Annotated in this window: 29 protein-coding genes; 24 read left to right on the top strand and 5 right to left on the bottom strand. The window is 61.6% G+C overall.

The annotated features are described in order from the left end of the window. The first annotated feature begins 5 nt into the window (after window positions 1-5). From PSEUDOMOFG3G_RS18645 to PSEUDOMOFG3G_RS18605, 9 genes are all read left to right on the top strand, one after another. A complete protein-coding gene (locus PSEUDOMOFG3G_RS18645) occupies window positions 6-791 on the top strand; it encodes a protein phosphatase CheZ (protein WP_047226262.1) in 786 nt (261 codons plus the stop codon). A 27-nt stretch (window positions 792-818) separates the two neighbouring features. After that, on the top strand, window positions 819-3,083 hold the full coding sequence (locus PSEUDOMOFG3G_RS18640; RefSeq protein ID WP_139050814.1) for a chemotaxis protein CheA: 2,265 nt from the start codon (window positions 819-821) through the stop codon (window positions 3,081-3,083). Window positions 3,084-3,131: 48 nt separating this feature from the next. Beyond that, window positions 3,132-4,250 (top strand): chemotaxis response regulator protein-glutamate methylesterase, encoded by a 1,119-nt coding sequence (locus tag PSEUDOMOFG3G_RS18635; RefSeq protein WP_139050813.1) that lies wholly within the window; start codon window positions 3,132-3,134, stop codon window positions 4,248-4,250. Continuing rightward, on the top strand, window positions 4,250-4,990 hold the full coding sequence (locus PSEUDOMOFG3G_RS18630; protein ID WP_018606553.1) for a flagellar motor protein: 741 nt from the start codon (window positions 4,250-4,252) through the stop codon (window positions 4,988-4,990). The genes PSEUDOMOFG3G_RS18635 and PSEUDOMOFG3G_RS18630 overlap by 1 nt, the downstream gene beginning before the upstream one ends. A gap of 15 nt (window positions 4,991-5,005) precedes the next feature. Next, window positions 5,006-5,890, top strand: a complete 885-nt coding sequence (motD, locus tag PSEUDOMOFG3G_RS18625; RefSeq protein ID WP_047226265.1) for a flagellar motor protein MotD — start codon at window positions 5,006-5,008, stop codon at window positions 5,888-5,890. 49 nt (window positions 5,891-5,939) lie between these two features. After that, complete coding sequence (locus PSEUDOMOFG3G_RS18620) at window positions 5,940-6,731, top strand: ParA family protein (protein WP_047226266.1); 792 nt, start codon at window positions 5,940-5,942, stop codon at window positions 6,729-6,731. 96 nt (window positions 6,732-6,827) lie between these two features. Then, complete coding sequence (locus PSEUDOMOFG3G_RS18615) at window positions 6,828-7,700, top strand: CheW domain-containing protein (RefSeq protein ID WP_047226267.1); 873 nt, start codon at window positions 6,828-6,830, stop codon at window positions 7,698-7,700. Between the two features lie 72 nt (window positions 7,701-7,772). After that, entirely contained in the window at window positions 7,773-8,258 is a 486-nt protein-coding gene (locus PSEUDOMOFG3G_RS18610) for a chemotaxis protein CheW (RefSeq protein WP_024778681.1), read from the top strand. A 1-nt stretch (window position 8,259) separates the two neighbouring features. Beyond that, window positions 8,260-8,655, top strand: coding sequence for a DUF2802 domain-containing protein (locus PSEUDOMOFG3G_RS18605; protein ID WP_047226268.1), 396 nt, complete (start codon window positions 8,260-8,262; stop codon window positions 8,653-8,655). A 199-nt stretch (window positions 8,656-8,854) separates the two neighbouring features. Here PSEUDOMOFG3G_RS18605 and PSEUDOMOFG3G_RS18600 read toward each other — a convergent pair whose 3' ends face one another. Together PSEUDOMOFG3G_RS18600 and PSEUDOMOFG3G_RS18595 are read right to left on the bottom strand one after the other, a co-directional pair. Next, the gene (locus PSEUDOMOFG3G_RS18600; protein ID WP_047226269.1) at window positions 8,855-9,184 is read right to left on the bottom strand and encodes an EscU/YscU/HrcU family type III secretion system export apparatus switch protein; all 330 of its coding nucleotides are present in this window, start codon (window positions 9,182-9,184) and stop codon (window positions 8,855-8,857) included. Then, window positions 9,181-10,767: a flagellar hook-length control protein FliK gene (locus PSEUDOMOFG3G_RS18595; protein WP_139050812.1), complete on the bottom strand. Its 1,587-nt coding sequence runs from the start codon at window positions 10,765-10,767 to the stop codon at window positions 9,181-9,183. Before PSEUDOMOFG3G_RS18595 ends, PSEUDOMOFG3G_RS18600 begins: the two co-directional genes overlap by 4 nt. Before the next feature lie 199 nt (window positions 10,768-10,966). On the opposite strand from PSEUDOMOFG3G_RS18595, the gene ccmA reads away from it, so the two are divergent. The 12 genes from ccmA to PSEUDOMOFG3G_RS18535 all read left to right on the top strand — a co-directional run bounded on the left by ccmA (window position 10,967) and on the right by PSEUDOMOFG3G_RS18535 (window position 21,779). Further along, window positions 10,967-11,602 (top strand): cytochrome c biogenesis heme-transporting ATPase CcmA, encoded by a 636-nt coding sequence (ccmA, locus tag PSEUDOMOFG3G_RS18590; RefSeq protein ID WP_139050811.1) that lies wholly within the window; start codon window positions 10,967-10,969, stop codon window positions 11,600-11,602. Then, the gene (ccmB, locus tag PSEUDOMOFG3G_RS18585; protein ID WP_047226272.1) at window positions 11,599-12,267 is read left to right on the top strand and encodes a heme exporter protein CcmB; all 669 of its coding nucleotides are present in this window, start codon (window positions 11,599-11,601) and stop codon (window positions 12,265-12,267) included. The genes ccmA and ccmB overlap by 4 nt, the downstream gene beginning before the upstream one ends. A gap of 94 nt (window positions 12,268-12,361) precedes the next feature. Next, a complete protein-coding gene (locus PSEUDOMOFG3G_RS18580) occupies window positions 12,362-13,117 on the top strand; it encodes a heme ABC transporter permease (RefSeq protein ID WP_047226273.1) in 756 nt (251 codons plus the stop codon). Next, window positions 13,114-13,290, top strand: a complete 177-nt coding sequence (ccmD, locus tag PSEUDOMOFG3G_RS18575) for a heme exporter protein CcmD (protein WP_007939192.1) — start codon at window positions 13,114-13,116, stop codon at window positions 13,288-13,290. Before PSEUDOMOFG3G_RS18580 ends, ccmD begins: the two co-directional genes overlap by 4 nt. Further along, the gene (gene ccmE, locus PSEUDOMOFG3G_RS18570; RefSeq protein WP_076385818.1) at window positions 13,287-13,742 is read left to right on the top strand and encodes a cytochrome c maturation protein CcmE; all 456 of its coding nucleotides are present in this window, start codon (window positions 13,287-13,289) and stop codon (window positions 13,740-13,742) included. Before ccmD ends, ccmE begins: the two co-directional genes overlap by 4 nt. 3 nt (window positions 13,743-13,745) lie before the next feature. After that, on the top strand, window positions 13,746-15,731 hold the full coding sequence (locus PSEUDOMOFG3G_RS18565) for a heme lyase CcmF/NrfE family subunit (RefSeq protein ID WP_047226275.1): 1,986 nt from the start codon (window positions 13,746-13,748) through the stop codon (window positions 15,729-15,731). Continuing rightward, window positions 15,728-16,264 carry a DsbE family thiol:disulfide interchange protein gene (locus PSEUDOMOFG3G_RS18560; RefSeq protein ID WP_047226276.1) on the top strand — a complete coding sequence of 179 codons (537 nt, stop codon included), beginning with the start codon at window positions 15,728-15,730 and terminating at the stop codon, window positions 16,262-16,264. The genes PSEUDOMOFG3G_RS18565 and PSEUDOMOFG3G_RS18560 overlap by 4 nt, the downstream gene beginning before the upstream one ends. Then, window positions 16,261-16,734 (top strand): cytochrome c-type biogenesis protein, encoded by a 474-nt coding sequence (locus tag PSEUDOMOFG3G_RS18555; RefSeq protein ID WP_139050810.1) that lies wholly within the window; start codon window positions 16,261-16,263, stop codon window positions 16,732-16,734. The genes PSEUDOMOFG3G_RS18560 and PSEUDOMOFG3G_RS18555 overlap by 4 nt, the downstream gene beginning before the upstream one ends. Beyond that, the gene (ccmI, locus tag PSEUDOMOFG3G_RS18550; protein WP_047226278.1) at window positions 16,727-17,929 is read left to right on the top strand and encodes a c-type cytochrome biogenesis protein CcmI; all 1,203 of its coding nucleotides are present in this window, start codon (window positions 16,727-16,729) and stop codon (window positions 17,927-17,929) included. Before PSEUDOMOFG3G_RS18555 ends, ccmI begins: the two co-directional genes overlap by 8 nt. A 14-nt stretch (window positions 17,930-17,943) precedes the next feature. Then, complete coding sequence (locus tag PSEUDOMOFG3G_RS18545; protein WP_047226279.1) at window positions 17,944-18,351, top strand: lipoprotein; 408 nt, start codon at window positions 17,944-17,946, stop codon at window positions 18,349-18,351. Window positions 18,352-18,518: 167 nt separating this feature from the next. Further along, the gene (speE, locus tag PSEUDOMOFG3G_RS18540) at window positions 18,519-19,394 is read left to right on the top strand and encodes a polyamine aminopropyltransferase (protein ID WP_139050809.1); all 876 of its coding nucleotides are present in this window, start codon (window positions 18,519-18,521) and stop codon (window positions 19,392-19,394) included. A 291-nt stretch (window positions 19,395-19,685) separates the two neighbouring features. Then, window positions 19,686-21,779 (top strand): LTA synthase family protein, encoded by a 2,094-nt coding sequence (locus PSEUDOMOFG3G_RS18535; RefSeq protein ID WP_139050808.1) that lies wholly within the window; start codon window positions 19,686-19,688, stop codon window positions 21,777-21,779. A gap of 59 nt (window positions 21,780-21,838) precedes the next feature. Here the strand turns inward: PSEUDOMOFG3G_RS18535 and PSEUDOMOFG3G_RS18530 are convergent, their stop codons facing one another. Next, the gene (locus tag PSEUDOMOFG3G_RS18530) at window positions 21,839-21,991 is read right to left on the bottom strand and encodes a DUF3309 family protein (protein ID WP_018606531.1); all 153 of its coding nucleotides are present in this window, start codon (window positions 21,989-21,991) and stop codon (window positions 21,839-21,841) included. Between the two features lie 367 nt (window positions 21,992-22,358). Between PSEUDOMOFG3G_RS18530 and PSEUDOMOFG3G_RS18525 the strand changes: the two genes are divergently transcribed. From PSEUDOMOFG3G_RS18525 to csrA, 3 genes are all read left to right on the top strand, one after another. Beyond that, complete coding sequence (locus tag PSEUDOMOFG3G_RS18525; RefSeq protein WP_076385809.1) at window positions 22,359-23,174, top strand: SDR family oxidoreductase; 816 nt, start codon at window positions 22,359-22,361, stop codon at window positions 23,172-23,174. A 57-nt stretch (window positions 23,175-23,231) separates the two neighbouring features. Further along, window positions 23,232-23,564: a YnfA family protein gene (locus PSEUDOMOFG3G_RS18520; protein ID WP_139050807.1), complete on the top strand. Its 333-nt coding sequence runs from the start codon at window positions 23,232-23,234 to the stop codon at window positions 23,562-23,564. Window positions 23,565-23,715: 151 nt separating this feature from the next. Next, entirely contained in the window at window positions 23,716-23,916 is a 201-nt protein-coding gene (gene csrA, locus PSEUDOMOFG3G_RS18515) for a carbon storage regulator CsrA (RefSeq protein WP_047226284.1), read from the top strand. Here the strand turns inward: csrA and PSEUDOMOFG3G_RS18510 are convergent. Together PSEUDOMOFG3G_RS18510 and PSEUDOMOFG3G_RS18505 are read right to left on the bottom strand one after the other, a co-directional pair. Then, window positions 23,905-24,132, bottom strand: a complete 228-nt coding sequence (locus PSEUDOMOFG3G_RS18510) for a YheU family protein (RefSeq protein ID WP_047226285.1) — start codon at window positions 24,130-24,132, stop codon at window positions 23,905-23,907. The two genes, csrA and PSEUDOMOFG3G_RS18510, sit on opposite strands and share 12 nt — an antisense overlap. 221 nt (window positions 24,133-24,353) lie before the next feature. Continuing rightward, a complete protein-coding gene (locus tag PSEUDOMOFG3G_RS18505; protein ID WP_139050806.1) occupies window positions 24,354-25,544 on the bottom strand; it encodes an osmoprotectant NAGGN system M42 family peptidase in 1,191 nt (396 codons plus the stop codon). Window positions 25,545-25,564: the final 20 nt, after the last annotated feature.

Below are 25,564 nucleotides of genomic sequence, written 5' to 3'. Positions count from 1 at the left end.
GAGCTATGGATAACGAATCTTCAATGGGTGATTTCGAATCGACCCTGAAAAAACATGCCCGCGAACTGGTCGACAGCCTTGAGAAAGGCCGCTTTGGCGATGCGGTTCAAATGATCCATGAGCTCAACCAGACCCGTGACCGCGGTCTGTATCAGGAAGTGGGCAAGCTCACGCGTGAACTGCACAGCGCGATTGTCAATTTTCAGATCGATCCGAACATGCCGCAGGCCGAGGAGGTCTCGCAGATCACCGATGCGACCGAGCGTCTGGGTTATGTGGTCAAGCTGACCGAGGCCGCGGCCAACCGCACCATGGACCTGGTGGAGAACGCAACGCCGCTGGTCAATGGCCTGAGCGATGAAGCCCAGGCCTTGAGCACCGACTGGGGTCGCTTCATGCGGCGCGAAGTCGGGGCTGAAGAGTTTCGCGAGCTGGCCCGTCGGGTCGACGGTTTCCTGACGCGCAGTAGCGCCGAGAACCGCGCCGTGGCGAGCAACCTCAACGACATTCTGCTGGCTCAGGACTATCAAGACCTGACCGGCCAGGTGATCAAGCGGGTGACCCAACTGGTCACCGAAGTGGAAAGCAACCTGCTCAAACTGGTGTTGATGGCCAGCCAGGTAGACCGCTTTGCAGGCATCGAACACGACCGTGAAGCGATGCTCGCTGAAAAAGATCCACAAAAACATCTCTCTCAGGGTGAAGGTCCGCAAATTCATGCCGATAAAAGAGAAGACGTTGTGTCCGGTCAGGACGATGTGGACGATTTGCTGTCCAGCCTTGGATTTTAGGTTTTAGACCTCTAGGAGCACCCATTAATGAGCTTCGGCGCCGATGAAGAGATCCTTCAGGATTTCCTGGTTGAGGCCGGCGAGATTCTAGAGCAACTGTCCGAACAGCTGGTCGAGCTGGAAAGCCGACCTGATGATGCGGATCTGCTCAATGCAATTTTTCGCGGTTTCCACACTGTAAAAGGAGGCGCCGGCTTCCTCCAGCTCAATGAGCTGGTGGAGTGCTGTCACATTGCCGAAAACGTGTTCGACATCCTGCGCAAGGGTGAGCGTCGCGTTGACTCGGAATTGATGGACGTGGTGCTCGAAGCGCTGGATGCGGTCAACAGCATGTTCAGTGAAGTGCGCGAGCGCTCACCGATCACCGCTGCTACGCCTGAGCTGCTCGCCGCGCTGTCGCGCCTGGCCGAGCCGCAGTCGGCTGACGAAGCTGCACCGGTAGCCGCGCCAGTGGTTGAGGAACCGGTCGCCGAGGAATCAGGCGACATCACCGATAACGAATTCGAACAACTGCTGGACTCGCTGAACGCCGTCAAGGCTCAAGCCCAGGCTCCGGCAGCGCCTGCTGTCCCGGCTGCGCCGGCCGCCGATGCTGCCGCCAGCGATGAAATCACCGACGCCGAGTTCGAGTCGCTGCTCGATCAGCTTCACGGCAAGGGCCAGTTCGCCGTGGATGCCGTCGTCCCCCCGAGTGCCCCGGCCGCCCCGAAAGCGGCGGGCGACAACTCCGATATCACCGACGATGAGTTCGAGGCTTTGCTCGATCAGTTGCACGGCAAGGGTAACTTCGCCGTGGACGCACTGGATTCGGCCATCGCCTCCGCGCCGACCCCAGCCAAGCCTGCCGCCGCCGCAGCGGGCAGCGACCTGATCAGCGATCACGAATTCGAATCACTGCTCGACGAACTGCACGGCAAGGGCAAGTTCAGCGAAGTCGGCACCGCCTCAACAGCCACTGCGCCCGCCGCCACTGCCACAGCGGCTGCGCCAGCGGAGAAGGCCGCGGCCAAACCCGCTGCCAAGGCACCGGAACCGAAGGCTGAGACACCCAAGCCTGCTGCCGCCGCCCCGGCGCCAGCCCGCGCACCGGCGGCCGCGCCGGCGGAAAAGCCGGCCAGCGAAGCCGAGACCACTGTACGGGTCGACACCGCTCGCCTGGACGAGATCATGAACATGGTCGGCGAACTGGTGCTGGTGCGTAACCGCCTGGTGCGCCTGGGCCTCAACAGCCAGGACGAAGCCATGGCCAAGGCCGTGTCGAACCTGGACGTGGTCACGGCTGACTTGCAGACGGCGGTCATGAAGACCCGGATGCAGCCGATCAAGAAAGTCTTCGGGCGCTTCCCGCGCCTGGTTCGCGACCTGGCACGCCAGCTCAAGAAAGAAATCAACCTGGAACTGGTGGGCGAAGAGACCGACCTGGACAAGAACCTGGTCGAGGCTCTGGCCGATCCACTGGTCCACTTGGTGCGCAACGCGGTCGACCACGGTATCGAGTCGCCGCAAGAGCGCGAAGAGTCAGGCAAGCCCCGCAGCGGCAAGGTGGTATTGGCCGCCGAGCAGGAAGGCGACCACATCCTGCTGTCGATCTCCGACGACGGCAAAGGCATGGACCCGAACGTACTGCGCTCCATCGCGGTGAAGCGCGGTGTGATGGACAAGGATGCCGCCGACCGCCTGAGCGACACCGAGTGCTACAACTTGATCTTCGCCCCGGGGTTCTCGACCAAGACCGAGATTTCCGACGTGTCGGGCCGTGGCGTGGGCATGGATGTGGTGAAAACCAAGATTTCCCAGCTCAACGGTTCGATCAACATCTACTCGACCAAGGGCCAGGGCTCGAAAATCGTCATCAAGGTCCCGCTGACCCTGGCGATCATGCCGACCCTGATGGTGATGCTGGGCAACCAGGCATTCGCCTTCCCGCTGGTCAATGTCAACGAAATCTTCCACCTCGACCTGTCGCGCACCAACGTGGTGGACGGCCAGGAAGTGGTGATCGTGCGGGACAAGGCACTGCCGCTGTTCTACCTCAAGCGCTGGCTGGTCAGCTCCGCCGCTCATGTCGAGCAGGGTGAAGGCCATGTGGTGATCCTTTCGGTGGGCACCCAGCGGATCGGCTTCGTCGTCGATCAGTTGGTGGGCCAGGAAGAAGTGGTCATCAAGCCGCTAGGCAAGATGCTCCAGGGCACCCCGGGCATGTCCGGCGCCACCATCACCGGCGACGGTCGCATCGCGTTGATTCTCGATGTGCCAAGCATGCTCAAGCGTTACGCCGCACGGCGTATTTGATTCTGGAGGGGCGCGGCCCGCAGCCGCGTCTCGTCTAACGGAGTGTTTATGGTAGTTAAAGTCCTGGTGGTGGACGATTCGGGGTTTTTCCGCCGCCGCGTCTCGGAAATTCTCTCGGCGGACCCGAGTATTCAGGTCGTCGGTACGGCGACCAACGGCAAAGAGGCAATCGATCAGGCGCTGGCGCTCAAGCCGGACGTGATCACCATGGACTACGAGATGCCGATGATGGATGGCATCACGGCGGTGCGGCATATCATGCAGCGCTGCCCGACCCCAGTATTGATGTTCTCCTCCCTGACCCATGAAGGCGCCCGGGTGACCCTCGATGCGCTGGACGCCGGGGCGGTGGATTTCCTGCCGAAAAATTTCGAAGACATTTCGCGCAACCCCGACAAGGTTCGGCAGTTGCTGTGCGAGAAGGTCCACAGTATTTCCCGCAGCAACCGGCGTGTCGGTGCCTATAGCACACCTGCGCCAGCGCCTGCACCAGCCCCGGCTTCATCGGGCAGCTTCAATCCGGCCCCAGCGCGCAGTGCCCCGGCCCCAGCGCCAGCTCGTTCCGCGCCCGCCAGTACGTCATCGTCACCGGCCCCCAAGCGCAAAGCCTACAAACTGGTCGCTATTGGTACGTCCACCGGCGGCCCGGTGGCGTTGCAGCGGGTCCTGACCCAGTTGCCGGCCAACTTTCCGGCGCCGATCGTGCTGATCCAGCATATGCCCGCGGCCTTCACCAAGGCGTTCGCCGAGCGTCTGGACAAGCTGTGTCGTATCAGCGTCAAGGAGGCCGAGGATGGCGACATCCTGCGTCCGGGCCTGGCGCTGTTGGCGCCAGGCGGCAAGCAGATGATGATCGATGGTCGCGGCGCGGTGAAAATCCTGCCCGGCGATGAGCGGCTCAATTACAAACCGTGCGTGGACATCACTTTCGGCTCCGCCGCTAAATCCTACGGCGACAAAGTTCTGGCGGTGGTGCTCACCGGCATGGGCGCCGACGGTCGCGAGGGCGCGCGCCTGCTCAAGCAGGGCGGCAGCGCCATTTGGGCCCAGGATGAAGCCAGTTGCGTGATCTATGGCATGCCGATGGCGATTGTCAAAGCGGAACTGGCCGACGCGGTGTACGGGCTGGACGACATCGGTAGACACCTGGTCGAGGCGTGCCTGTAATGGATGTGCTCAGCCTGATCGGCATCATCATGGCGTTCGTCGCCATTATTGGTGGCAATTACCTGGAAGGCGGTCACCTGGGGGCCTTGGCCAACGGCCCGGCGGCGTTGATCGTGATCGGCGGCACCGTGGGCGCGGCGCTGTTGCAGTCGCCCATGAGCGCCTTCAAGCGCGCCATGCAGGTGCTCATCTGGATTCTGTTCCCGCCGCGCGTCGACCTGGCCGGTGGCATCGACCGTGTGGTGAACTGGAGCCTGACCGCCCGCAAGGAAGGTTTGCTGGGTCTGGAAGGGGTGGCCGACGCCGAACCCGACAACTACTCGCGCAAAGGCCTGCAACTGCTGGTGGACGGCGCTGAGCCGGAAGCCATCCGCAGCATCCTGGAAGTGGATTTCTACACCCAGGAAAGCCGTGACATCGAAGCGGCCAAAGTCTTTGAAAGCATGGGTGGCTATGCGCCGACCATCGGCATCATCGGTGCGGTGATGGGCCTGATCCACGTGATGGGCAACCTGGCCGATCCGTCGCAACTGGGCAGTGGTATCGCCGTGGCTTTCGTCGCGACCATTTATGGTGTGGCCAGTGCCAACCTGGTGCTGCTGCCGATCGCCGCCAAGCTCAAATCCATTGCGTTGCGCCAGTCGCGTTATCGCGAAATGTTGCTGGAAGGGATCCTGTCGATCGCCGAAGGTGAAAACCCGCGTTCCATTGAGTTGAAGCTTCAGGGCTTCATGGACTGATGGGAGACATGGAAAATGGCACGTCGCAGGCATCGTGAAGAACACGTCAACCATGAACGCTGGCTCGTCTCTTACGCCGACTTCATCACGCTGCTGTTCGCTTTTTTCGTGGTCATGTATTCGATCTCGTCGGTCAACGAAGGCAAGTACAAGGTTATTTCCGAGGCGCTGATCGGCGTGTTTACCGACTCCGACCGCGCCCTCAAGCCCATCCCCATTGGTGATGAGCGGCCCAAGACCACCACGCCGGCCAAACCGCTGGTCAGGGATTCCGAGCAGGTCGATGCCGGTATCGCTGGCGGCAGCGATCCGTTGAAAAGCATTGCCGATGACATCAGCGCGGCGTTTGGTGATCTGATCAGCTCCAATCAGATGACCGTGCGCGGCAACGAGTTGTGGGTTGAGATCGAACTCAACTCCAGCCTGTTGTTTGGCAGCGGCGATGCCATGCCCAGCGACATGGCGTTCAACATCATCGATAAAGTGGCCGCGATCCTCAGGCCGTTCGACAACCCGATCCACGTAGAAGGCTTCACAGACGATCAGCCGATTCGCACTGCGCAGTACCCGACCAACTGGGAACTGTCCTCGGCGCGTTCGGCGAGCATCGTGCGCATGCTCGCGATGCAGGGCGTAAACCCCGGCCGGCTGGCGTCGGTGGGCTATGGTGAATTCCAGCCGGTGGCCAACAATGCCACCGCCGAGGGGAGGGCGCGCAACCGGCGAGTGGTGTTGGTGGTGTCGCGCAACCTTGAGGTGCGCCGCAGCCTGACCGGGACCGGTACGGCCCATGCAACACCGGATGCGGCATTGAAGCGTGCTGGCACACAAACTGCACCGACCCAGCCCAAGTCGCCGGGAAGACAGAGCGCCGTCAATTCTCCGTCACCCGCTTTATAACCGAGCTATTTCTCGGTCGAGCCTTTATCGACCGGGAGGAACAATCCGAATGAGAGTCTGGGCAGTCGCCAATCAAAAAGGTGGTGTGGGTAAAACCACATCTTCCATCGCTTTAGCCGGATTGCTGGCCGAGGCGGGCAAGCGCGTGGTCATGGTCGATCTGGACCCCCACGGCTCGATGACCAGCTACTTTGGTTACGATCCCGACAGTCTGGAGCACAGCAACTACGACCTGTTCCTGCACAAGGGCGGTGTGCCCGAAGGCCTGCCGGGGCAGTTGCTGCTGTCCACCAGCGATGAGCGGATTTCCCTGTTGCCATCCAGCACCGCCCTGGCGACCCTGGAACGGCAGTCCCCGGGACAAAGCGGTCTGGGCCTGGTGATCGCCAAGAGTCTGGCGCAACTGTGGCAGGATTTCGATTACGCGATCATCGACAGCCCGCCGCTGCTGGGCGTGCTGATGGTCAACGCCTTGGCGGCCAGCCAGCAATTGGTTATCCCGGTGCAGACTGAGCATCTGGCAGTCAAGGGCCTGGAGCGCATGGTCAATACCCTGGCGATGATCAACCGCTCACGCAAGCAATCGTTGGCCTTCAACATCGTGCCGACCCTGTTTGATCGTCGCACCCAGGCGTCCCTGGGCACCCTGCGCGTGCTACGGGACATGTACCCGGATGACATCTGGCAAGGCTACATTCCGGTCGACACGCGTTTGCGTGACGCCAGCCGTGCCGGTGTGACCCCTTCGCAATTCGATGGCAAGAGCCGCGGCGTGCTGGCCTACCGGGCGCTGCTCAAGCACCTGCTGGCCCAGCAGCTCGTTTCGCAGCAGGTGGCTTAAGGTGACGAGGCTTACCAAAGGCATTGCACTCGCTTGTGAGCGCTCAAGTCCTGGCGCATACATGCCGATAACCTTTTCAAGTGGCGCACTGTTCCCATGAGCCGCCCGATAAAGACAACCTCGCGTCCGCAACTGGCCCTGCAGTCTTATCTGGATGGGCTGCTGCAGGAAGCAACCGAAGAACTGCCACCGCAACCGAGCGTGATCGAGGCGTTGCCCGAGACCGTCGAAGCCGAAGGTGGACTGGATGAATTTCAGGCGGCCGTGCTCGAAGAGCAGGCCCGTGATGCACACAAAACAGTGATTGCCGCGGCAGTCGAGGCTCCGTTCATCAAGCCTCAGGTGGCAGTGATGCAAGCGCCTGCGCCGATCCTGGCGCCGGTCTCGACCGTTGCACCGTTGCTGCAGGGCCTGGTGACGCCGGTGGTGGAAGTCCATCTGCCACCAAGCAGCCCACCGCCGCCGGTGCCGACCGACGACCGTCCGGCCTGGGCCGCCGAGCCGTTCGAGTGTTTGTTGTTCGATGTGGCCGGGTTGACCCTGGCGGTGCCGCTGGTATGCCTGGGATCGATATATTCCCTGGCCGGGCAGGAACTGACGCCTTTGTTCGGTCAGCCGGAATGGTTCCTGGGGATCCTGCCGAGCCAGGCCGGCAACCTGAAGGTGCTGGATACCGCGCGCTGGGTGATGCCGGACCGTTATCGCGATGATTTTCGCCAGGGCCTGCAATACGTGATTTCGGTGCAAGGGTATGAATGGGGATTGGCGGTGCATCAGGTCAGTCGCTCGCTGCGCCTGGACCCGAACGAGATCAAGTGGCGTAGCCATCGAGGCCAACGGCCATGGCTGGCCGGTACGGTGATCGAGCACATGTGCGCCTTGCTGGACGTTTCCGAGCTGGCCGAATTGATCGCCAGTGGCGGGGCAAAACACCTGGGCGGCGCCAAGCCGGTTCAGAAACCGAAATAAGACAACCCGTGGCGCACCACGTCACGGGGCAGAACACACACCGCCACAGGCGGTTTTTCGAGGGGTCAGGGTATGAATGATAAGGCGTCGTCTCTCAAGGGTTCCGAAGATCCGATTTTGCAATGGGTGACCTTCAAGCTCGATAACGAAACCTACGGCATCAACGTGATGCGCGTTCAGGAAGTGCTGCGCTATACCGAGATCGCCCCGGTACCCGGTGCGCCAAGCTACGTGCTGGGCATCATCAACCTGCGCGGTAACGTGGTCACGGTGATCGACACTCGCCAGCGGTTTGGCCTGAACTCCACCGAGGTCAACGACAACACCCGTATCGTGATCATCGAGGCCGACAAGCAAGTGGTCGGCATCCTCGTCGACAGCGTCGCTGAAGTGGTTTACTTGCGTCAGTCGGAAATCGAAACCGCGCCTAACGTCGGTAACGAAGAGTCGGCCAAGTTCATCCAGGGCGTGTGCAACAAGAACAACGAGTTGCTGATCCTGGTCGAGCTGGAGAAGATGATGAGCGAAGAGGAATGGTCGGAACTGGAGAGTATCTGATTTGATTCTTGAGGTAGCAGTCATTGTCCTGTTCCTTTTCTGGGCAGGCACGCTGGCGATGTTTGTCGCGTACATACGCGGCCAGCGGCAGATCGCCGCTCAGCAGGCCCAGGGCGATGCGTTGCGTGATCAACGCATCCGCGACCTGGCCAAACGCGTCGACGATTACCAGAACGGCACCGTGCGCATGGGCGAAGCCCTGCACGAGCTACGCGCCGTGGTCGCTCCGTTGCCGGACAAACTGGCCCAGTTGGAGCAGCGCGACCCCTCCAGCCTGTCCTTCGCCCAGGCCGCTCGCCTGGTGGGCATGGGCGCCAGCGTCGACGAACTGACCCAAGCCTGCGGCCTGACCCAGGCCGAGGCGGAGTTGATGAGCAAGTTGCATAAGGGCGGCTGATAGTTTCAAGCGGCAAGCTGCAAGAAAGATCAAGAGATCGCAGCCTTTGGCAGCGTCTACAGGGTTCACATTCCCCTGTAGGCGTTGCTGAAGGCTGCGATTTTTTTTTACAAAGGCCCACCTATCTTCAGTGAATACATCACCGTGGCGAGGGAGCAAGCTCCCTCGCCACAAGAGCGGTCCTTGCTGGATCTGGAGATCAATAATCGTCGCCGCGATCGGTCACATCCTTCTCGACACTTGGCGCGTTCGGGTCATAGCCCTGGGGGAATTTGCCTTTCAAGTTCCAGGCAAAGGCAATGATTTCGGCAATGGTGCGATACAACTCTTCCGGGATGCTGTCGCCCAGTTCCATCCGCGCCAACAGCTTCACCAATTCAGCGTTTTCATAGATCGGCACTTCGCTTTCGCGGGCGATCCGCAGGATTTCCTCGGCAAGGGCTTCGTCGCCCTTGGCGGTGAGGGTCGGGGCGTGGAGGCCGTCGTACTTGAGGGCGATGGCCTGGCGTGGTGCGGTGTCGGTTGTCATGCGGTTTCGTCCACCCAGCGTTGTTCCAGTCGCGTCTTGGGGCCTTGGGGCGGGGTGCCGAGGTGGCAATCCAGGTCGCCAACGTTCAGGCCGCAGGTCACCAGGCGTTCACGCAGCGCGGTCAGATTGTTTTCGATCAGGTTGGCGGTATACGGCCGCTCTGCCCATAGCTGGCTCGACAGGCTGCCGCTGAGCAACTGGGCCTGAATCTGCAGCGGCCCCAGTGGCTCCATGTCGAACGCCAGCTCGACCCGCCAGAGCTGCTGTTTCGGCTCGCGCTCTTCACGGCGTTCCGGTGACTCCTCCCGGGGCGGGGTTTCCTCGCGCTGGAACTTGACCTGCAGCGGCACGATGTCCTGCAGGTTGCGCATGGGGATTTCCAACTGCCAGGTGCTCATCAGCCGACCGTCGTCGGTCAGGCCCGTCTGTTCCAGGCTCGACAACTGATGGCTTTGCAGGCGCGACACGGCAGCGGCGGCCAGGCGCAACAGCTGTTCCAGATCGCCTTCATCGTCCTGGCCTTTCAACAGGCGCGAGGGCAGGGGGAAACTGGTGGGTTGCGGCTTGACGCTGACCTGGCCGAGGGTGCCGAGGGCGTTACGCACGAAGCTGGGCAGCGCCTGGGCCAAGGTGTTGGCGGCGATGATGGCGGCGAGGTTGGTTGAGGCGGGCAGAGCCGGGGTCAGTTGGGCGATCAGTTTCAGCAGATCGCCCTTCATGTCTGGCGCCAGGCTCGGTACTTGCCCGGCCAGCAGTTTGCTTTCCAGGAACGCGCCGCTGGCGGCCATGGCCTGGGCCAGGCCCTTGGGTGTACTCAGTTGCTGGATGTCCGGCAGGCCCGCCAACAGGCGTGTCACCGCAGCGCGCAACTCGACGCCAGTGTCGTCGCTGGCCGGAAGCTTTTGCAGCGAGGTGTTTTGCAGCGCGGTGACCAGGCTGTCCAACGAGCCCTGGCGGCTCATCTGCGTGACCAGTTGCTGACTCACCGCCAGTTGTTCCTGGCGGTTGCTCAAGGGGACAAATTTCAAGGTTTGGGCATCTTGTACCTGAGCGCTCAATAGCGTGCCGATGCGCAGCGGTTGCGGGCTGTCGATGTCCAGGGTACTTCCGGCCTGGGCGGTGTTGAGCAGGCTCACCAGCGACCGGTACACCGCGGGTTGCCCCGGCAACTGCGGCAACGCCTGGCTGGTCAGTACCTTGCCTTGCAGCAGCGTGCCGACCGGCATCTGTGCCGTGTTGATACGGGTCAGGGTGGCGACGCTCGAGGCGATGGCCTGCTGCACGGTAATCGCCAGGTTGCTGGCGGACGGCTGAGTCACGGCCAAGCTGGTGCCTTGGGGCAATGGCTGGGTGCTGGTGGCTTGCACGGTGGTTTGGCGACCGCTCTCCAGGGTGACCTTGAGCAACAGCTGGAAGGTCTGTTCCGCCTGCTTGAGCGACAACACCTCGGCCTTGGCGGTCTGGCCCGCACCGATAAGGCCTTCGACCGGCGTCAGCAATTTGAGCAGCTCGCCCGTGACCGCCGGCATACGGGTTGTTGCCGAGGCCTGAGGCAACGGCGGGATGTTCATGTCGCCTGTCATCTGCGGTCTTACCTTGGGAAACTAATTGAGCACGCCCCCTGGGGCATGACATGTATAATGCCGCCGGTCTTTCAGGGAGTGGCGAAAACCTTGCAATTGTTTGACGCAGCTCTGTGGAACCGGCCGCCAAAGCATCTATGCTGCACCTCTTTAACGGCCGCTGCATTGCCGACTTGAACCGTATAAGGCCCGCTATCCCTTGACCAGTCCTCTCCTGCAAACCGTTGGCCTCGCCTGTGAGCGAGATTTGCGGCTGCTTTTCGAGAATCTCCAATTGAGACTCTTGCCTGGCGATATGGTGCAGATCAGCGGCCCCAACGGCAGTGGCAAGACCAGCCTGTTGCGCCTGTTGGCCGGGTTGATGCAGCCGACCGCCGGCCAAGTGCTGCTCAATGGCCAGCCGTTGCACAGCCAGCGCAGCGAACTGGCCCGCAATCTGCTCTGGATCGGCCATGCCGCCGGCATCAAGGATTTGCTGACGCCTGAAGAAAACCTCAGTTGGCTCTGCGCGTTGCATCGACCGGCCGGGCGCGAGGCGATCTGGCAGGCGCTGGCGACGGTGGGCCTGCGCGGCTTCGAAGACGTGCCGTGCCACACCCTGTCCGCCGGCCAGCAGCGCCGCGTGGCCCTGGCCCGGTTATATCTCGACAGCCCGCCGCTGTGGATTCTCGACGAGCCGTTCACCGCTCTGGACAAGCAGGGCGTGGCGCAGCTTGAGGAGCACCTGGCCGGGCACTGCGAGAGGGGCGGCATGGTGCTGTTGACCACCCACCACACATTGGCGCGGATGCCATCCGGTTATCGCAACATCGATCTTGGGAACTGGGCTGTATGAGTGTGTTTGGCCTGCTGCTTGCCCGCGAGGCGCGCCTGTTGTTCCGCCGTCCGGCCGAACTGGCCAATCCGCTGGTGTTCTTCGCGATTGTCATCGCACTGTTCCCGCTGGCGGTCGGTCCCGGGACTCAATTGTTGCAAACCTTGTCGCCGGGGCTGGTCTGGGTGGCGGCCCTTTTATCGGTCCTGCTCTCGCTGGACGGGCTTTTCCGCAGTGATTTCGAGGACGGATCCCTGGAACAGTGGGTCCTTTCGTCGCACCCCCTGGCCCTTCTGGTTTTGGCCAAGGTACTGGCACACTGGGTTTTTTCCGGCCTGGCACTGGTGCTGCTCTCGCCGCTGCTGGCAATGATGCTGGGCTTGCCCGCTGCCTGCATGCCGGTATTGTTGGTATCGCTGTTGCTGGGCACGCCGGTGTTGAGCCTGCTCGGCGCAGTCGGCGCGGCATTGACGGTGGGGTTGAAGCGCGGCGGCCTGTTGTTGGCGCTGCTGATCCTGCCGCTGTATATCCCGGTGTTGATCCTCGGCAGTGGCGCCTTGCAAGCCGCGCTGCAAGGCATGCCGGCAACCGGTTATCTGCTGTGGCTTGGGAGCCTGACCGCCCTGGCGATAACCCTGACACCCTTTGCAATAGCCGCTGGCCTGAAAATCAGCGTCGGCGAATAATAATGAGGCCTGGTCAAGAACTGACCACTTCTTTTGAAGTAAAGGCAGACCTGGCGACTCGTAATGACGAGTCGCAACCGTGATGGAAACAGCAATGAACTGGACCTGGTTTCATAAGCTCGGCTCACCCAAGTGGTTCTACGGCATCAGCGGCAAACTGCTGCCCTGGTTGAGCATCGCCGCACTGCTGCTGATCGGCATCGGCGTGGTCTGGGGCCTGGCCTTCGCACCGCCGGACTACCAGCAGGGCAACAGCTTTCGCATCATCTACATTCACGTTCCCACGGCGCTGTTGGCCCAGTCCATCTACGTGATGCTGGCGGTGTGTGGCGTGGTCGGGCTGGTGTGGAAGATGAAACTGGCGGACGTGGCCCTGCAATGCGCCGCGCCGATCGGTGCCTGGATGACCGCCGTAGCGCTGGTCACCGGGGCGATCTGGGGCAAGCCGACCTGGGGCTCATGGTGGGTCTGGGATGCCCGACTGACGTCGATGCTGATCCTGCTGTTTCTGTACTTCGGTCTTATTGCGCTGGGCAACGCCATCAGCAATCGTGACAGCGCCGCCAAGGCCTGCGCGGTACTGGCGATTGTCGGCGTGATCAACATCCCGATCATCAAGTACTCGGTGGACTGGTGGAACACCCTGCACCAGGGCGCGACCTTCACCCTCACCGAAAAACCGGCGATGCCTGTGCAAATGTGGCTGCCGCTGTTGCTCACCGTGCTGGGTTTCTACTGTTTCTTCGGCGCGGTGCTGCTGCTGCGCATGCGCCTGGAAGTGCTCAAGCGCGAGTCCCGGGCCAGTTGGGTGAAGGCCGAAGTACAGAACAGCCTGGAGGCCGCTCGATGAGTTTTGCATCATTCGGCGATTTTCTCGCCATGGGCCATCACGGCCTGTATGTCTGGTCCGCCTATGGCATCTGCCTGGCGGTGCTGGCCCTCAACGTGGCGGCGCCGATCCTGGCCCGCAAGCGGTATCTGCAACAAGAGGCGCGTCGTCTGCGCCGGGAGAATGGTCAGTGAATCCGCTGCGCAAAAAACGTCTTGTCATCATTCTTGCCATCCTGGTGGGGGTCGGCGCCGCAGTCGGCCTGGCCTTGAGCGCCTTGCAACAGAACATCAACCTGTTCTACACCCCGACCCAGATTGCCAACGGCGAAGCACCCAAGGACACGCGCATTCGTGCCGGCGGCATGGTGGAGGAGGGGTCCCTGGAGCGTTCCGGGGATTCGCTGGACGTGAAATTCAACGTCACCGATTTCAACAAGACCGTGACCATCACCTATCGTGGCATCCTGCCGGACCTGTTTCGCGAAGGGCAGGGCATCGTCGCCCTGGGTAAGCTCAATGCCGAAGGCGTGGTGGTGGCCGATGAAGTCCTGGCCAAGCACGACGAAAAATACATGCCGCCGGAAGTGACCAAGGCTTTGAAAGACAGCGGCCAGTCGGCGCCCGCTCCCGTGAAGGAGGGTTGATCGATGACCGGTCTGTTTATTCCCGAGCTGGGTCACCTGGCGATGATCCTGGCCTTGTGTTTCTCCATCGTTCAGGCGGTGGTGCCTTTACTCGGTGCCTGGCGTGGCGATCGTTTGTGGATGAGCCTGGCCCAGCCGGCGGCTTGGGGGCAGTTCGCCTTCATGTTGTTCGCCTTCGGTTGCCTGACCTACGCGTTCATGGCTGATGATTTCTCCGTGGCCTACGTTGCCGGTAACTCCAACAGCGCCTTGCCTTGGTACTACAAGTTCAGCGCGGTGTGGGGCGCCCATGAAGGGTCTCTGTTGCTCTGGGCGTTGATCCTCGCCGGCTGGACCTTCGCGGTCTCGGTGTTCTCCCGGCAGTTGCCCCAGGTAATGCTGGCCCGGGTGCTGGCGGTGATGGGGATGATCAGCATCGGTTTCCTGTTGTTCCTGATCGTTACCTCCAATCCGTTCGAGCGCATCCTGCCCCAGGTGCCGATGGACGGTCGCGACCTCAATCCGTTGCTGCAGGACATCGGCCTGATCGTTCACCCGCCGATGCTCTACATGGGCTACGTTGGATTCTCCGTGGCCTTCGCCTTCGCCATCGCCGCGTTGCTGGGCGGTCGTCTCGATGCCGCCTGGGCGCGCTGGTCGCGTCCCTGGACCATCGTCGCCTGGGCCTTCCTGGGCATTGGCATCACCCTGGGTTCGTGGTGGGCCTACTACGAACTGGGCTGGGGTGGCTGGTGGTTCTGGGACCCGGTGGAAAACGCCTCCTTCATGCCCTGGCTGGTGGGCACCGCGCTGATCCACTCCCTGGCCGTCACAGAAAAACGTGGCGTGTTCAAGAGCTGGACCGTGCTGCTGGCCATCGCCGCATTCTCCCTGAGCCTGCTGGGAACCTTCCTGGTGCGTTCCGGCGTACTGACTTCGGTGCATGCCTTTGCCTCTGACCCTGAGCGTGGCGTGTTCATCCTGATGTTCCTGCTGTTCGTGGTCGGCGGCTCGCTGACGCTGTTCGCTGTGCGCGCACCGGTGGTGAAAAGCCAGGTCGGCTTCAACCTCTGGTCCCGGGAAACCCTGCTGCTGGGCAACAACCTGGTGCTGGTGGTTGCCGCGTCGATGATCCTGCTGGGCACGCTGTACCCGTTGGTGCTCGACGCGCTGACCGGCGCCAAGCTGTCGGTCGGCCCGCCGTACTTCAATGCTCTGTTCATTCCGCTGATGGCGATCCTGATGGTGGTGATGGCTGTCGGCATGCTGGTGCGCTGGAAAGACACACCGGTCAAATGGCTGATGGGCATGCTGACGCCCGTGCTGCTGGGCACTGCTGCCCTGGCCGTCATCGCCGGGATCGCGTATGGCGATTTCAACTGGGCGGTGCTGGCGACCTTCGTGCTGGCGGCCTGGGTGTTGCTGGCCGGGGTCAGGGATATCTTCGACAAGACCCGCCACAAGGGCTTGATCAAGGGCCTGCCAACCCTGACCCGCAGCTACTGGGGCATGCAGCTCGCCCACCTGGGTATCGCGGTCTGTGCCTTGGGCGTGGTGCTGTCCAGCCAGAACAGCGCCGAGCGCGACCTGCGCCTGGCGCCCGGAGAGTCCATGGATCTGGGTGGCTATCAGTTTGTCTTCGAGGGTGCCAAACATTACGAAGGCCCGAACTTCACTTCGGACAAAGGCACCGTGCGGGTGCTCCGCGACGGCCAGGAAGTGACCGTGCTGCATCCGGAAAAGCGCCTCTATACCGTGCAGAATTCGGTGATGACCGAAGCCGGGATCGATGCCGGTTTCACCCGCGACCTCTACGTAGCGCTGGGTGAGTCCCTGGGCGATGGCGCGTGGGCTGTGCGGGTCCACGTCAAGCCGTTCGTGCGCTGGATCTGGTTCGGCGGCTTGCTGACCGGCCTGGGTGGCGTGCTGGCGGCCTTGGATCGTCGTTATCGGGTCAAGGTAAAAACCCGGGTGCGTGAAACCCTGGGCATGACGGGAGCCCCTGCATGAAACGTTGGTTGATGCTGTTGCCGCTGGCGCTGTTTTTGTTGATGGCGGTGTTTTTGTACCGGGGGCTCTACCTGAACCCGGCCGAATTGCCCTCGGCGATGATCGGCAAGCCGTTCCCTGAGTTTTCCCTGCCGTCGGTGCAGGGCGACAAGACACTGACGCGGGCGGACCTGTTGGGTAAACCGGCACTGGTCAATGTCTGGGGCACCTGGTGCATTTCCTGCCGGGTTGAACATCCGGTATTGAACAAACTGGCCCAGAACGGCGTGGTGATCTACGGCGTCAATTACAAGGACGTCAACGCCGATGCCTTGAAGTGGCTGGCCGAATTCCACAACCCGTATCAACTGGATATCCGCGATGAAGAGGGCTCCCTGGGCCTGAACCTGGGCGTCTACGGGGCGCCGGAAACTTTTTTCATCGACGCCAAGGGTGTCATCCGCGACAAGTTCGTCGGCGTGATCGACGAACAGGTCTGGCGCGAGAAGCTGGCCGCCAAGTATCAGGCGCTGGTCGACGAGGCCAAGCCATGAAGCGCTGGTTAGCAGCCCTCATCCTCGGGGTGAGCCTGGCTGGCGTGGCCCACGCCGCCATCGATACCTATGAATTCGCCAACGAGGGCGAGCGCGAGCGGTTTCGTGAATTGACCAAGGAGCTGCGCTGCCCCAAGTGTCAGAACCAGGACATCGCCGATTCCAACGCACCGATTGCCGCCGACCTGCGCAAGGAAATTTTCCGCATGCTCGGCGAAGGCAAGGACAACCAGCAGATCATCGATTTCATGGTGGACCGCTACGGGGAGTTCGTACGCTACAACCCGGCCTTGACCTCCAAGACCGCGCTGCTCTGGTTTGGCCCCGCCGGCTTGTTGCTCGGTGGTTTCGTTGTCATCGCGGTGATTGTGCGCCGCCGCCGGGTCCAGCGCACGGCTGCCCCGGACACGCTTTCTGTCGAAGAGCGCCAGCGCCTCGACCAACTGTTGGATAAAACCAAGCATGATTGATTTTTGGCTCGCCGCAGGTCTGCTTCTCCTGGTTGCCCTGAGTTTTCTGTTGATCCCTGTATTGCGCGGTCGCCGCGCCCAGCGCGAAGAGGACCGCACCGCGCTCAACGTGGCGCTGTACCAGGAGCGTGTCGCCGAGTTGCAGGCCGAGCAGGAAGAGGGCGTGCTGAACGCCGCGCAACTGGACACCGGCCGCGCCGAAGCCGCGCGTGAACTGCTCGCCGACACCGAAGGTGCCGATGCGCCGCGCGAGTCTCGCTTGGGGAAACCGTTGCCGTTACTCGCCGCCGTGCTGGTGCCGGTGTTGGGCCTGGGGTTGTATCTGCATTTCGGCGCCAGCGACAAGGTCGAGCTGACCCGTGAGTTCGCCCAGGCACCGCAGTCGATGGAAGAAATGACCCTGCGCCTGGAGCGCGCAGTGGCCGCGCAACCGGATAACGCCGAGGGCTTGTATTTCCTCGGTCGCACCTACATGGCCCAGGACCGACCGGCGGATGCGGCGAAGATCTTCGAGCGCACCGTGGTGGTGGCCGGCCGGCAACCCGAGCTGCTCGGGCAATGGGCTCAGGCGCAGTATTTCGCCGATGGCAAGAAATGGTCGGACAAGGTCCAGGCCCTGACCGACGAAGCGCTCAAGCTCGATCCCAAGGAAGTCACCAGCCTGGGCCTGCTGGGAATCGCCGCGTTCGAAGGCGAGCGCTATCAGCAAGCCATTGATTATTGGGGCCGCCTGCTCGCGCAACTGCCGGAAGGCGACAAGTCCCGTGAGGCGCTGCAGGGCGGTATCAACCGCGCCACCGAGAAGCTTGAGGCCAGCGGCGGCAAGGTCGCCCAAGCGCCAGTGAGCAAGGCTGCGGCATTGCTCAAGGTGCGCGTCGAGCTGGCGCCAGCGCTCAAGGCCAAGGTGCAGCCGGGCGACAGCGTGTTCATCTTTGCCCGCGCCGCTTCCGGCCCGCCGGCGCCGCTGGCGGCCAAGCGCCTGACCGTCGCTGATCTGCCTGTTACCGTGGAACTGGGCGACGCGGACGCCATGATGCCGCAACTGAAACTGTCGAACTTCCCTGAAGTCCAACTGGTGGCGCGCATTTCCCGGGCCGGTCAACCGACCGCCGGTGAATGGATCGGCCGCAGCAAGCCTCTGGCGAGCAGCACCACGGCGCAGCAACAACTGACTATCGACAGCCCGGATAAATAACAGGAATTCGCACCATGACCGCCATCGCTCGTATCACCCTGCTCACGCTCGTCCTGGGCCTGAGTGCTTGTGCGGTCCAGCGTCCGCCGCAGCCGTCGGCGCCGCTGCCTCCCATCCCGTCTTCAGGCCCGGCCACCAAGCCGGGGCCGTCGACCGCCCCAAGCAAGCCCGTCACGCCGAACACACCGGCCAAGCCGTTGCCTCGTACTTCCGCCAGCTTCGCCCCACCACCCGGCGGCAATAGCCACTGGGACGCCAAACTTGGGGTCTATGTGCTGGACAACCACACCAACACCTTCTATCGCCAGCGCACCTATTACCGCTGGAGCAACGGCTGGAGCCGCTCCATCAGCCCGAACGGGCCGTGGGAAGAAACCACCATCGAAGGCGTTCCGGCGGGGTTGGGGCGTCAATTCCACTAAGAGAGACCAGCCTGTGGCGAACCGGCTCGCCCCGGCTGGGCTCGACAGCTGCTACGCAGTTTGGCCGGTGATGAGTTCAAGGTTCGACCTGTCATGCCCGGCGTCGTAGAATGCGCGCCTTTGCGAGCCTTCACCGGCCAACCGCGTATTTATCGGAGCACCTGACCATGACGACTACCCCGACCGGCGACTACCTGGAAACCCTCTACGAAGGCTACGGCCAGCGTTTTCGGATGGACAAGCTGCTGCACGAAGTGCGCACCGAGCACCAGCACCTGGTGATTTTCGAGAACCCGCGCATGGGCCGGGTGATGGCGCTGGATGGCGTGATCCAGACCACCGAAGCCGATGAATTCATCTACCACGAAATGCTGACCCATGTACCGATCCTCGCCCACGGCGCGGCCAAACGCGTGCTGATCATCGGCGGTGGCGACGGCGGCATGTTGCGTGAAGTGACCAAGCACCTGGGCGTTGAGCACATCACCATGGTGGAAATCGACGGCACCGTGGTGGACATGTGCAAGGCGTTCCTGCCCAACCACTCCAAGGGCGCCTACGACGACCCGCGCCTGAACCTGGTGATCGATGACGGCATGCGTTTCGTCTCCACCACCCAGGAGAAGTTCGACGTCATCATCTCCGACTCCACCGACCCGATCGGCCCGGGTGAAGTGCTGTTTTCGGAAAACTTCTACCAGGCCTGTCATCGCTGCCTGAACGAAGGCGGCATTCTGGTGACCCAGAACGGCACGCCGTTCATGCAACTGGGCGAAGTACAAACCACTGCCGGGCGTCTGCGTGGCCTGTTTGCCGACTGGCATTTCTACCAGGCCGCCGTGCCGACCTACATTGGTGGCGCCATGACTTTCGCCTGGGGCTCGACGGATACTGGCTATCGCAAGCTGACCCGCGAGACCCTGCGTGAGCGCTTCATTGGCAGCGGCGTTGTTACCCGCTACTACAACCCTGAAGTTCACATCGGCGCGTTCGCCATGCCGCAGTACGTCTTGCAGGCGATCAACAAGCCAAGCAACGACTGATCAGGACTCACAAGCTGTGGCGGGGGTTATATCCCCTGACCACAGAGAGGTTCGACACAGACTCATCGGGCAATCCGGAGTTTTTTGTGTTTACTAATAGCTATTGAACAAATTTTTCACAGGACCTTGCGGACAATCCCGGGCGCCTGTTGCCGTCGGTGAATGAATGGCGATGCTCAGCCATTCATTCAACGCTCGCGCACTCGCGCAGACCCAGGGACCCGGGTGATGGTCGGCATAGGACGCGCCGTTGTTCTATTCGCCCTCAACCCCATTAGGTCCTTACACGACATGGCAATCCCGGACGCCCTGAGTCAGCAACGCACCACGCATCGCCTGCTGCAACCGACCGTCAAATCTCACCTGGCCTACACGTTGCTCTGTGCCCTGGTCATGATGATCATGTTCAGCCTGTTGCGCGTTGCGCTACTGGTCTACAACCGCGAAATGATCCTCGACACCCCGGCCTCGACCTTCGTCGAGGCGTTCGTCAACGGTCTGCGTTTTGACCTGCGTCTGGTGGTCTATCTGTGTATTCCGCTGCTGCTGGCCTTGTTCAGCGCGCGGGCCATGGCGGCTCGTGGTTTTTTTCGTTTCTGGCTGACCGTGACCGCCAGCATCGCGCTGTTCCTCGGTCTGATGGAGATGGACTTCTACCGCGAGTTTCACCAGCGTCTCAACGGCCTGGTCTTCCAGTATGTGCAGGAAGACCCGAAAACCGTGATGAGCATGCTCTGGTATGGGTTCCCGGTGGTGCGCTACCTGTTGGCGTGGGTCGTGGGCACGCTGATCCTCACGATGGCGTTCAAGGGCGCCGACCGCGCGACTCGACCGCGCGGGCCGTTCAGTGGCGGCACCATTGGCACACGCCAGGTGGCTCCGTGGTACGGGCGTGTCGCGGTGTTCATGGTCTGCTTGGTCGTGGCCGTGGGCGCCGCCCGGGGCACCTTGCGCCAGGGGCCGCCGCTGCGCTGGGGTGACGTCTACACCACCGATTCGAACTTTGCCAACCAGTTGGGCCTTAATGGCACGTTGTCACTGGTGGCCGCGGCCAAGAGCCGGATGTCCGAACACCGCGACAACATCTGGAAAGCCACCCTCGAGCAACCGCTGGCCCAGCAGACGGTGCGGGACATGCTGGTGATGCCCGACGACAAACTGGTCGATGCAGACACCGCCGCCGTACGTCGCGACTACACGCCACCGGCCGACAAGACTTTGCCGATCAAGAACGTGGTAGTGATTCTCATGGAAAGCATGGCGGGGCACTCGGTAGGCGCCCTGGGCGCGCCGGGCAATATCACGCCTTATCTGGACAAACTTTCCAAGGAAGGTCTGCTGTTTGACCGCTTCTTCTCCAATGGTACCCACACCCATCAGGGCATGTTCGCCACCATGGCCTGCTTCCCGAACCTGCCGGGCTTCGAGTACCTGATGCAGACACCTGAAGGCAGCCACAAGTTTTCGGGGCTGCCGCAACTGCTCAGTGCCCGCAACTACGACGACGTGTATGTCTACAACGGTGATTTCGCCTGGGACAACCAGTCGGGTTTCTTCAGCGGCCAAGGTATGACCACGTTCATCGGGCGCAATGATTATGTGAACCCGGTGTTCTCCGACCCCACCTGGGGCGTGTCCGACCAGGATATGTTCGACCGCAGCCTGATCGAACTCAAGGCACGGGAAAACGGCAAACCGTTCTATGCGTTGCTGCAGACCCTGTCCAACCACACGCCGTATGCGCTGCCGACACCGTTGCCGGTGGAACCGGTCACTGACCGTGGCAGCCTGAATGCGCACCTGACTGCCATGCGTTATTCCGATTGGGCCTTGGGTCAGTTCTTCGAAAAGGCCCGCAAGGAGCCTTATTTCAAGGAGACGCTGTTTGTCATCGTCGGAGACCACGGCTTTGGTAACGAGCGCCAGATTACCGAAATGGACTTGGGCCGTTTCAACGTACCGATGCTGTTGATCGGCCCGGGTATCCAGGAAAAGTTCGGCCAGCGCAACCACACCGTGGGCACGCAGGTCGATATCGTCCCGACCATCATGGGCCGGATCGGCGGGCAAGTGCGTAACCAGTGCTGGGGCCGCGATCTGTTGAACCTGCCGCCAGGCGACAGCGGATTTGGCGTGATCAAACCGTCGGGCAGTGATCAGACCACGGCGATCATCCGCGACGACAAAATTCTGGTACTGCCAAGGGAAAAGGAGATGGCGCCGAAGCTGTATCGCTACCAACTGGGTACTCAGCCACGCGCGGATGTCATTTCCGACGCGCCGCAGGCTGCCGAAATGAAACTCAAGCTGGAGGCGTTTCTGCAAACCGCCACCAAGAGCCTGCTGGATAACACTGCCGGCGTGACACATGGTGTTCCAGACTGAGAAGTTCCGCCCATAAAAAAGAGGCCTTAACGGGCCTCTTTTTTTTGTCACTTAGTGGTTCATATCTTGCCCAGTAATAGCAGGATCAACAGCACTACCAGTACGACACCGATGATTCCGGACGGACCGTAACCCCAACTTCTAGAGTGCGGGAAGACCGGCAGGCCACCGATCAGCAGGAGGATCAGGATAATGATGAGTATTGTGCCCATTGTTGATTTCCTTATTGGTCAGTTCTGGAGTGATGCAACTTTCAACTACCAGCACGCATGCGTTAAATCCGGGCGGCTTAATAAGTACGACCGTAACGTCCTGTAAAAAATTCAAAGTCTTTTTGAGGCGTGAAAGAACCCGTCTTCGGGAGCAAAGCGGGCTCGCGCTGCAAACGACACCATCTTCCAGAACTGCGTCGCGCCGATCGTGAGCAAGCTTTGCTCCCGCAGGCGGTTCCACTGGGTTGTTCCCCTCAAAACCTATTAAGGTTTGCCCTCGCCATTCAGCACTCTGATGGAGCGTGGGTGCGGCGGGGTCCTTCGCTACACTCGGCGCATCTCTCCCGGAACAACAAGGCTGTTTCCTATGCAAAATCGCATGATGATTACCGGTGCCGGTTCTGGCCTGGGTCGCGAAATCGCGCTGCGCTGGGCCCGCGAAGGCTGGCGCCTGGCCTTGTCGGATGTCAGTGAGCCGGGCCTTCAGGAAACCCTCAGGCTGGTGCGTGACGCGGGCGGCGACGGTTTTGTCCAGCGCTGCGACGTGCGCGACTACAGCCAACTGACGGCGTTTGCCCAGGCCTGCGAAGAGAAGCTCGGTGGCATCGACATCATCGTCAACAATGCCGGTGTGGCCTCGGGTGGGTTCTTCAGTGAACTGTCCCTGGAGGATTGGGACTGGCAGATCGCGATCAACCTGATGGGCGTGGTCAAGGGTTGCAAGGCGTTCTTGCCGTTGCTGGAAAAAAGCCGCGGTAAGATCATCAACATCGCCTCCATGGCCGCCCTGATGCAAGGCCCGGCCATGAGCAACTACAACGTGGCCAAGGCTGGCGTGGTGGCGCTGTCGGAAAGCCTGTTGATCGAGCTGGCACAGCAGGAAATCGGTGTGCATGTGGTGTGCCCGTCGTTTTTCCAGACCAACCTGCTGGACTCCTTCCGCGGCCCGACTCCGGCGATGAAAGCCCAGGTTGGCAAGTTGCTGGAAAGCTCGCCGATTAGCGCTGCCGAGATTGCCGATTACATCTATGAACAGGTCGCCCAGGGCCAGTTCATGATCCTGCCCCACGAGCAAGGGCGCATGGCCTGGGCCATCAAGCAGAAGAATCCGCAATTGCTGTACGACGAAATGACCGTCATGGCCGACAAGATGCGCGCCAAGGCTCGACAGAACCCGAGTTGACCTGAGTGTCCGGCGTCCTCAGGATGGCCGCATTCGGCCCTCCTGATGGACGCTCACATGCTCAACTATTTTTGGTTCTTTCTCGCCGCGCTGTTTGAAATCGCCGGCTGTTACGCGTTCTGGATGTGGCTACGCCAGGGCAAGAGCGCCTGGTGGATTGTGCCGGCCCTGTTGAGTCTTACGCTGTTCGCCCTGTTGCTGACCCGCATCGAAGCGACCTACGCCGGTCGTGCCTACGCCGCTTATGGCGGTATCTATATCATCGCCTCGATCGGCTGGCTGGCCGTGGTGGAGCGAGCGCGGCCGCTGACTTCCGACTGGGTGGGGGTGGCGCTCTGCGTGTTGGGGGCGAGTGTGATTCTGTTCGGTCCGCGGTTTTCCGCCTCTTGAATAAGCCCGCTAGCTGACAGGGTTTTGCAGGACGTTTCCTTCAGTTGCCAGAGTGTTGCTTGTAGGGCGTTACTGAATTCTTGAAGGTGGCTTGAGAACCTCAGGCGGGGCGGGCATGGTCAAGGTCCAGATATTCTTAAGGACAAGAACCATGCTCGTACTTAGCCGCGCTGTGGGTGAACTGATTTCCATCGGTGATGATATTTCCGTCCGAGTGCTCTCGGTCAACGGCACCACTGTTCGTTTTGGCGTGGAAGCGCCACGGCACATCGACGTTCATCGCTCCGAGATATACGAAAAGATTCAGAAAAAAAGGGCCCTGGCCAGTCGCAAGGTCTGCTCAGTCGAATAGATGCTTGGGCACGTCGTGCTTGAGCATCAACTGGCACTGTTCGCTTTCCGGGTCGAAGACGATCATCGCCTGGCCTTTGGTCAAGGCCTGCCGGACCCGCAATACGCGGGTCTCCAGCGGCGTGTCATCGCCATTGTCGGTGCCGTCGCGGGTCACGAAATCTTCGATCAGGCGAGTGAGCGTGTCGACTTCGAGTTGGTCGTAAGGGATCAGCATGGGGTACCTCGGCTAGACAATGTCGCGATGCTACGACCAAAGGGCTTTTGCGGCTAGCCTGGCTTGGGGCTTGCGGTGTCTGTTGCGGCGCTATCGCGAGCAGGCTCGCTCCCACAGTGGGCCTGCGTCGGGCACGAACTTTATGCTCACGAAGGTCTCCTTGTGGGAGCGAGCCTGCTCGCGATGGCGTCATGACGGGCACTGAGATTCTGGAACTGTGCTCAGTTATCCGACCGCTGCCCAATCAAACTATCCACCGACGGCACCCGGGTATCGCTTTCCATCTGCGCATCGTGTTCGAGCTGATGGCTGAAGCGGTCCAGCGAACCCTGGGCCGGTTGGGCGTCGCTGGCGAATACCGGTGGGCTGAGGATGTAGGCGCCCAGCAGGCGGCTCAGGGCGGCCAGGCTGTCGATGTGGGTGCGTTCGTAGCCATGGGTGGCGTCGCAGCCGAAGGCCAGCAGGGCGGTGCGGATATCGTGGCCGGCGGTGACAGCGGAATGGGCATCGCTGAAGTAATAACGGAACAGGTCGCGGCGCGCCGGCAGTTCGTTTTCCCTGGCCAGCTTCAGCAAGTGCCGTGACAGGTGATAGTCGTAAGGGCCCCCGGAATCCTGCATCGCCACGCTCACCGCGTGTTCGCTCGAGTGCTGGCCCGGTGCGACCGGCGCGATGTCGATGCCGACGAACTCGCTGACATCCCAAGGCAGTGCAGCCGCCGCGCCGCTGCCGGTTTCTTCGGTAATCGTGAACAGCGGGTGGCAGTCGATCAGCAGTTCTTCGCCACTGTCGACAATCGCCTTGAGCGCCGCCAGCAGCGCCGCGACCCCGGCTTTATCGTCCAGGTGCCGAGCACTGATATGGCCACTCTCGGTGAACTCCGGCAAAGGATCGAACGCCACATAGTCGCCAATGCCCACCCCCAGTGTTTCGCAATCGGCGCGGGTGGTGCAGTAGGCGTCCAGGCGCAGTTCGATGTGATCCCAACTGATGGGCATTTCGTCCACGGCGGTGTTGAATGCATGCCCGGACGCCATCAGCGGCAGTACGCTGCCTCGGATCACCCCCGTGTCCGTAAACAGGCTGACGCGACTGCCCTCGGCAAAGCGGCTGGACCAGCAACCCACCGGAGCCAGGGTCAGGCGCCCGTTTTCCTTGATGGCACGCACCGAGGCGCCGATGGTGTCCAGGTGAGCCGACACGGCCCGATCGGGGCTGCTCTTGCGGCCCTTGAGGGTGGCGCGGATCGTGCCGCGCCGGGTCATTTCAAACTCGATACCCAACTCTTCGAGCCGCTCGGCGACGTAGCGCACGATGGTGTCGGTGAAGCCGGTGGGGCTGGGAATGGCGAGCATTTCCAGCAGGACTTTTTGCAGGTATTCGAGATCCGGTTCGGGAATTTTGCTGATCATGGAAACTCCTGATGAGTTGA

Source organism: Pseudomonas sp. FG-3G, assembly GCF_901007645.1.
Lineage (GTDB): Bacteria > Pseudomonadota > Gammaproteobacteria > Pseudomonadales > Pseudomonadaceae > Aquipseudomonas > Aquipseudomonas rhizophila.
The sequence above is the reverse complement of the archived record's forward strand: the minus strand, read 5'-3'. Positions and strand labels throughout refer to the sequence as shown.

Bases quoted from the DNA above. Each gene is read 5' to 3' on its own strand.
- PSEUDOMOFG3G_RS18645 (WP_047226262.1), top strand. From the start codon at position 6: ATGGATAACGAATCTTCAATGGGTGATTTCGAATCGACCCTGAAAAAA.
- PSEUDOMOFG3G_RS18640 (WP_139050814.1), top strand. From the start codon at position 819: ATGAGCTTCGGCGCCGATGAAGAGATCCTTCAGGATTTCCTGGTTGAG.
- PSEUDOMOFG3G_RS18635 (WP_139050813.1), top strand. From the start codon at position 3,132: ATGGTAGTTAAAGTCCTGGTGGTGGACGATTCGGGGTTTTTCCGCCGC.
- PSEUDOMOFG3G_RS18630 (WP_018606553.1), top strand. From the start codon at position 4,250: ATGGATGTGCTCAGCCTGATCGGCATCATCATGGCGTTCGTCGCCATT.
- motD (WP_047226265.1), top strand. From the start codon at position 5,006: ATGGCACGTCGCAGGCATCGTGAAGAACACGTCAACCATGAACGCTGG.
- PSEUDOMOFG3G_RS18620 (WP_047226266.1), top strand. From the start codon at position 5,940: ATGAGAGTCTGGGCAGTCGCCAATCAAAAAGGTGGTGTGGGTAAAACC.
- PSEUDOMOFG3G_RS18615 (WP_047226267.1), top strand. From the start codon at position 6,828: ATGAGCCGCCCGATAAAGACAACCTCGCGTCCGCAACTGGCCCTGCAG.
- PSEUDOMOFG3G_RS18610 (WP_024778681.1), top strand. From the start codon at position 7,773: ATGAATGATAAGGCGTCGTCTCTCAAGGGTTCCGAAGATCCGATTTTG.
- PSEUDOMOFG3G_RS18600 (WP_047226269.1), bottom strand. From the start codon at position 9,184: ATGACAACCGACACCGCACCACGCCAGGCCATCGCCCTCAAGTACGAC.
- PSEUDOMOFG3G_RS18595 (WP_139050812.1), bottom strand. From the start codon at position 10,767: ATGACAGGCGACATGAACATCCCGCCGTTGCCTCAGGCCTCGGCAACA.
- ccmB (WP_047226272.1), top strand. From the start codon at position 11,599: ATGAGTGTGTTTGGCCTGCTGCTTGCCCGCGAGGCGCGCCTGTTGTTC.
- PSEUDOMOFG3G_RS18580 (WP_047226273.1), top strand. From the start codon at position 12,362: ATGAACTGGACCTGGTTTCATAAGCTCGGCTCACCCAAGTGGTTCTAC.
- ccmD (WP_007939192.1), top strand. From the start codon at position 13,114: ATGAGTTTTGCATCATTCGGCGATTTTCTCGCCATGGGCCATCACGGC.
- PSEUDOMOFG3G_RS18565 (WP_047226275.1), top strand. From the start codon at position 13,746: ATGACCGGTCTGTTTATTCCCGAGCTGGGTCACCTGGCGATGATCCTG.
- PSEUDOMOFG3G_RS18560 (WP_047226276.1), top strand. From the start codon at position 15,728: ATGAAACGTTGGTTGATGCTGTTGCCGCTGGCGCTGTTTTTGTTGATG.
- PSEUDOMOFG3G_RS18555 (WP_139050810.1), top strand. From the start codon at position 16,261: ATGAAGCGCTGGTTAGCAGCCCTCATCCTCGGGGTGAGCCTGGCTGGC.
- ccmI (WP_047226278.1), top strand. From the start codon at position 16,727: ATGATTGATTTTTGGCTCGCCGCAGGTCTGCTTCTCCTGGTTGCCCTG.
- PSEUDOMOFG3G_RS18545 (WP_047226279.1), top strand. From the start codon at position 17,944: ATGACCGCCATCGCTCGTATCACCCTGCTCACGCTCGTCCTGGGCCTG.
- speE (WP_139050809.1), top strand. From the start codon at position 18,519: ATGACGACTACCCCGACCGGCGACTACCTGGAAACCCTCTACGAAGGC.
- PSEUDOMOFG3G_RS18535 (WP_139050808.1), top strand. From the start codon at position 19,686: ATGGCAATCCCGGACGCCCTGAGTCAGCAACGCACCACGCATCGCCTG.
- PSEUDOMOFG3G_RS18530 (WP_018606531.1), bottom strand. From the start codon at position 21,991: ATGGGCACAATACTCATCATTATCCTGATCCTCCTGCTGATCGGTGGC.
- PSEUDOMOFG3G_RS18525 (WP_076385809.1), top strand. From the start codon at position 22,359: ATGCAAAATCGCATGATGATTACCGGTGCCGGTTCTGGCCTGGGTCGC.
- PSEUDOMOFG3G_RS18520 (WP_139050807.1), top strand. From the start codon at position 23,232: ATGCTCAACTATTTTTGGTTCTTTCTCGCCGCGCTGTTTGAAATCGCC.
- csrA (WP_047226284.1), top strand. From the start codon at position 23,716: ATGCTCGTACTTAGCCGCGCTGTGGGTGAACTGATTTCCATCGGTGAT.
- PSEUDOMOFG3G_RS18510 (WP_047226285.1), bottom strand. From the start codon at position 24,132: ATGCTGATCCCTTACGACCAACTCGAAGTCGACACGCTCACTCGCCTG.
- PSEUDOMOFG3G_RS18505 (WP_139050806.1), bottom strand. From the start codon at position 25,544: ATGATCAGCAAAATTCCCGAACCGGATCTCGAATACCTGCAAAAAGTC.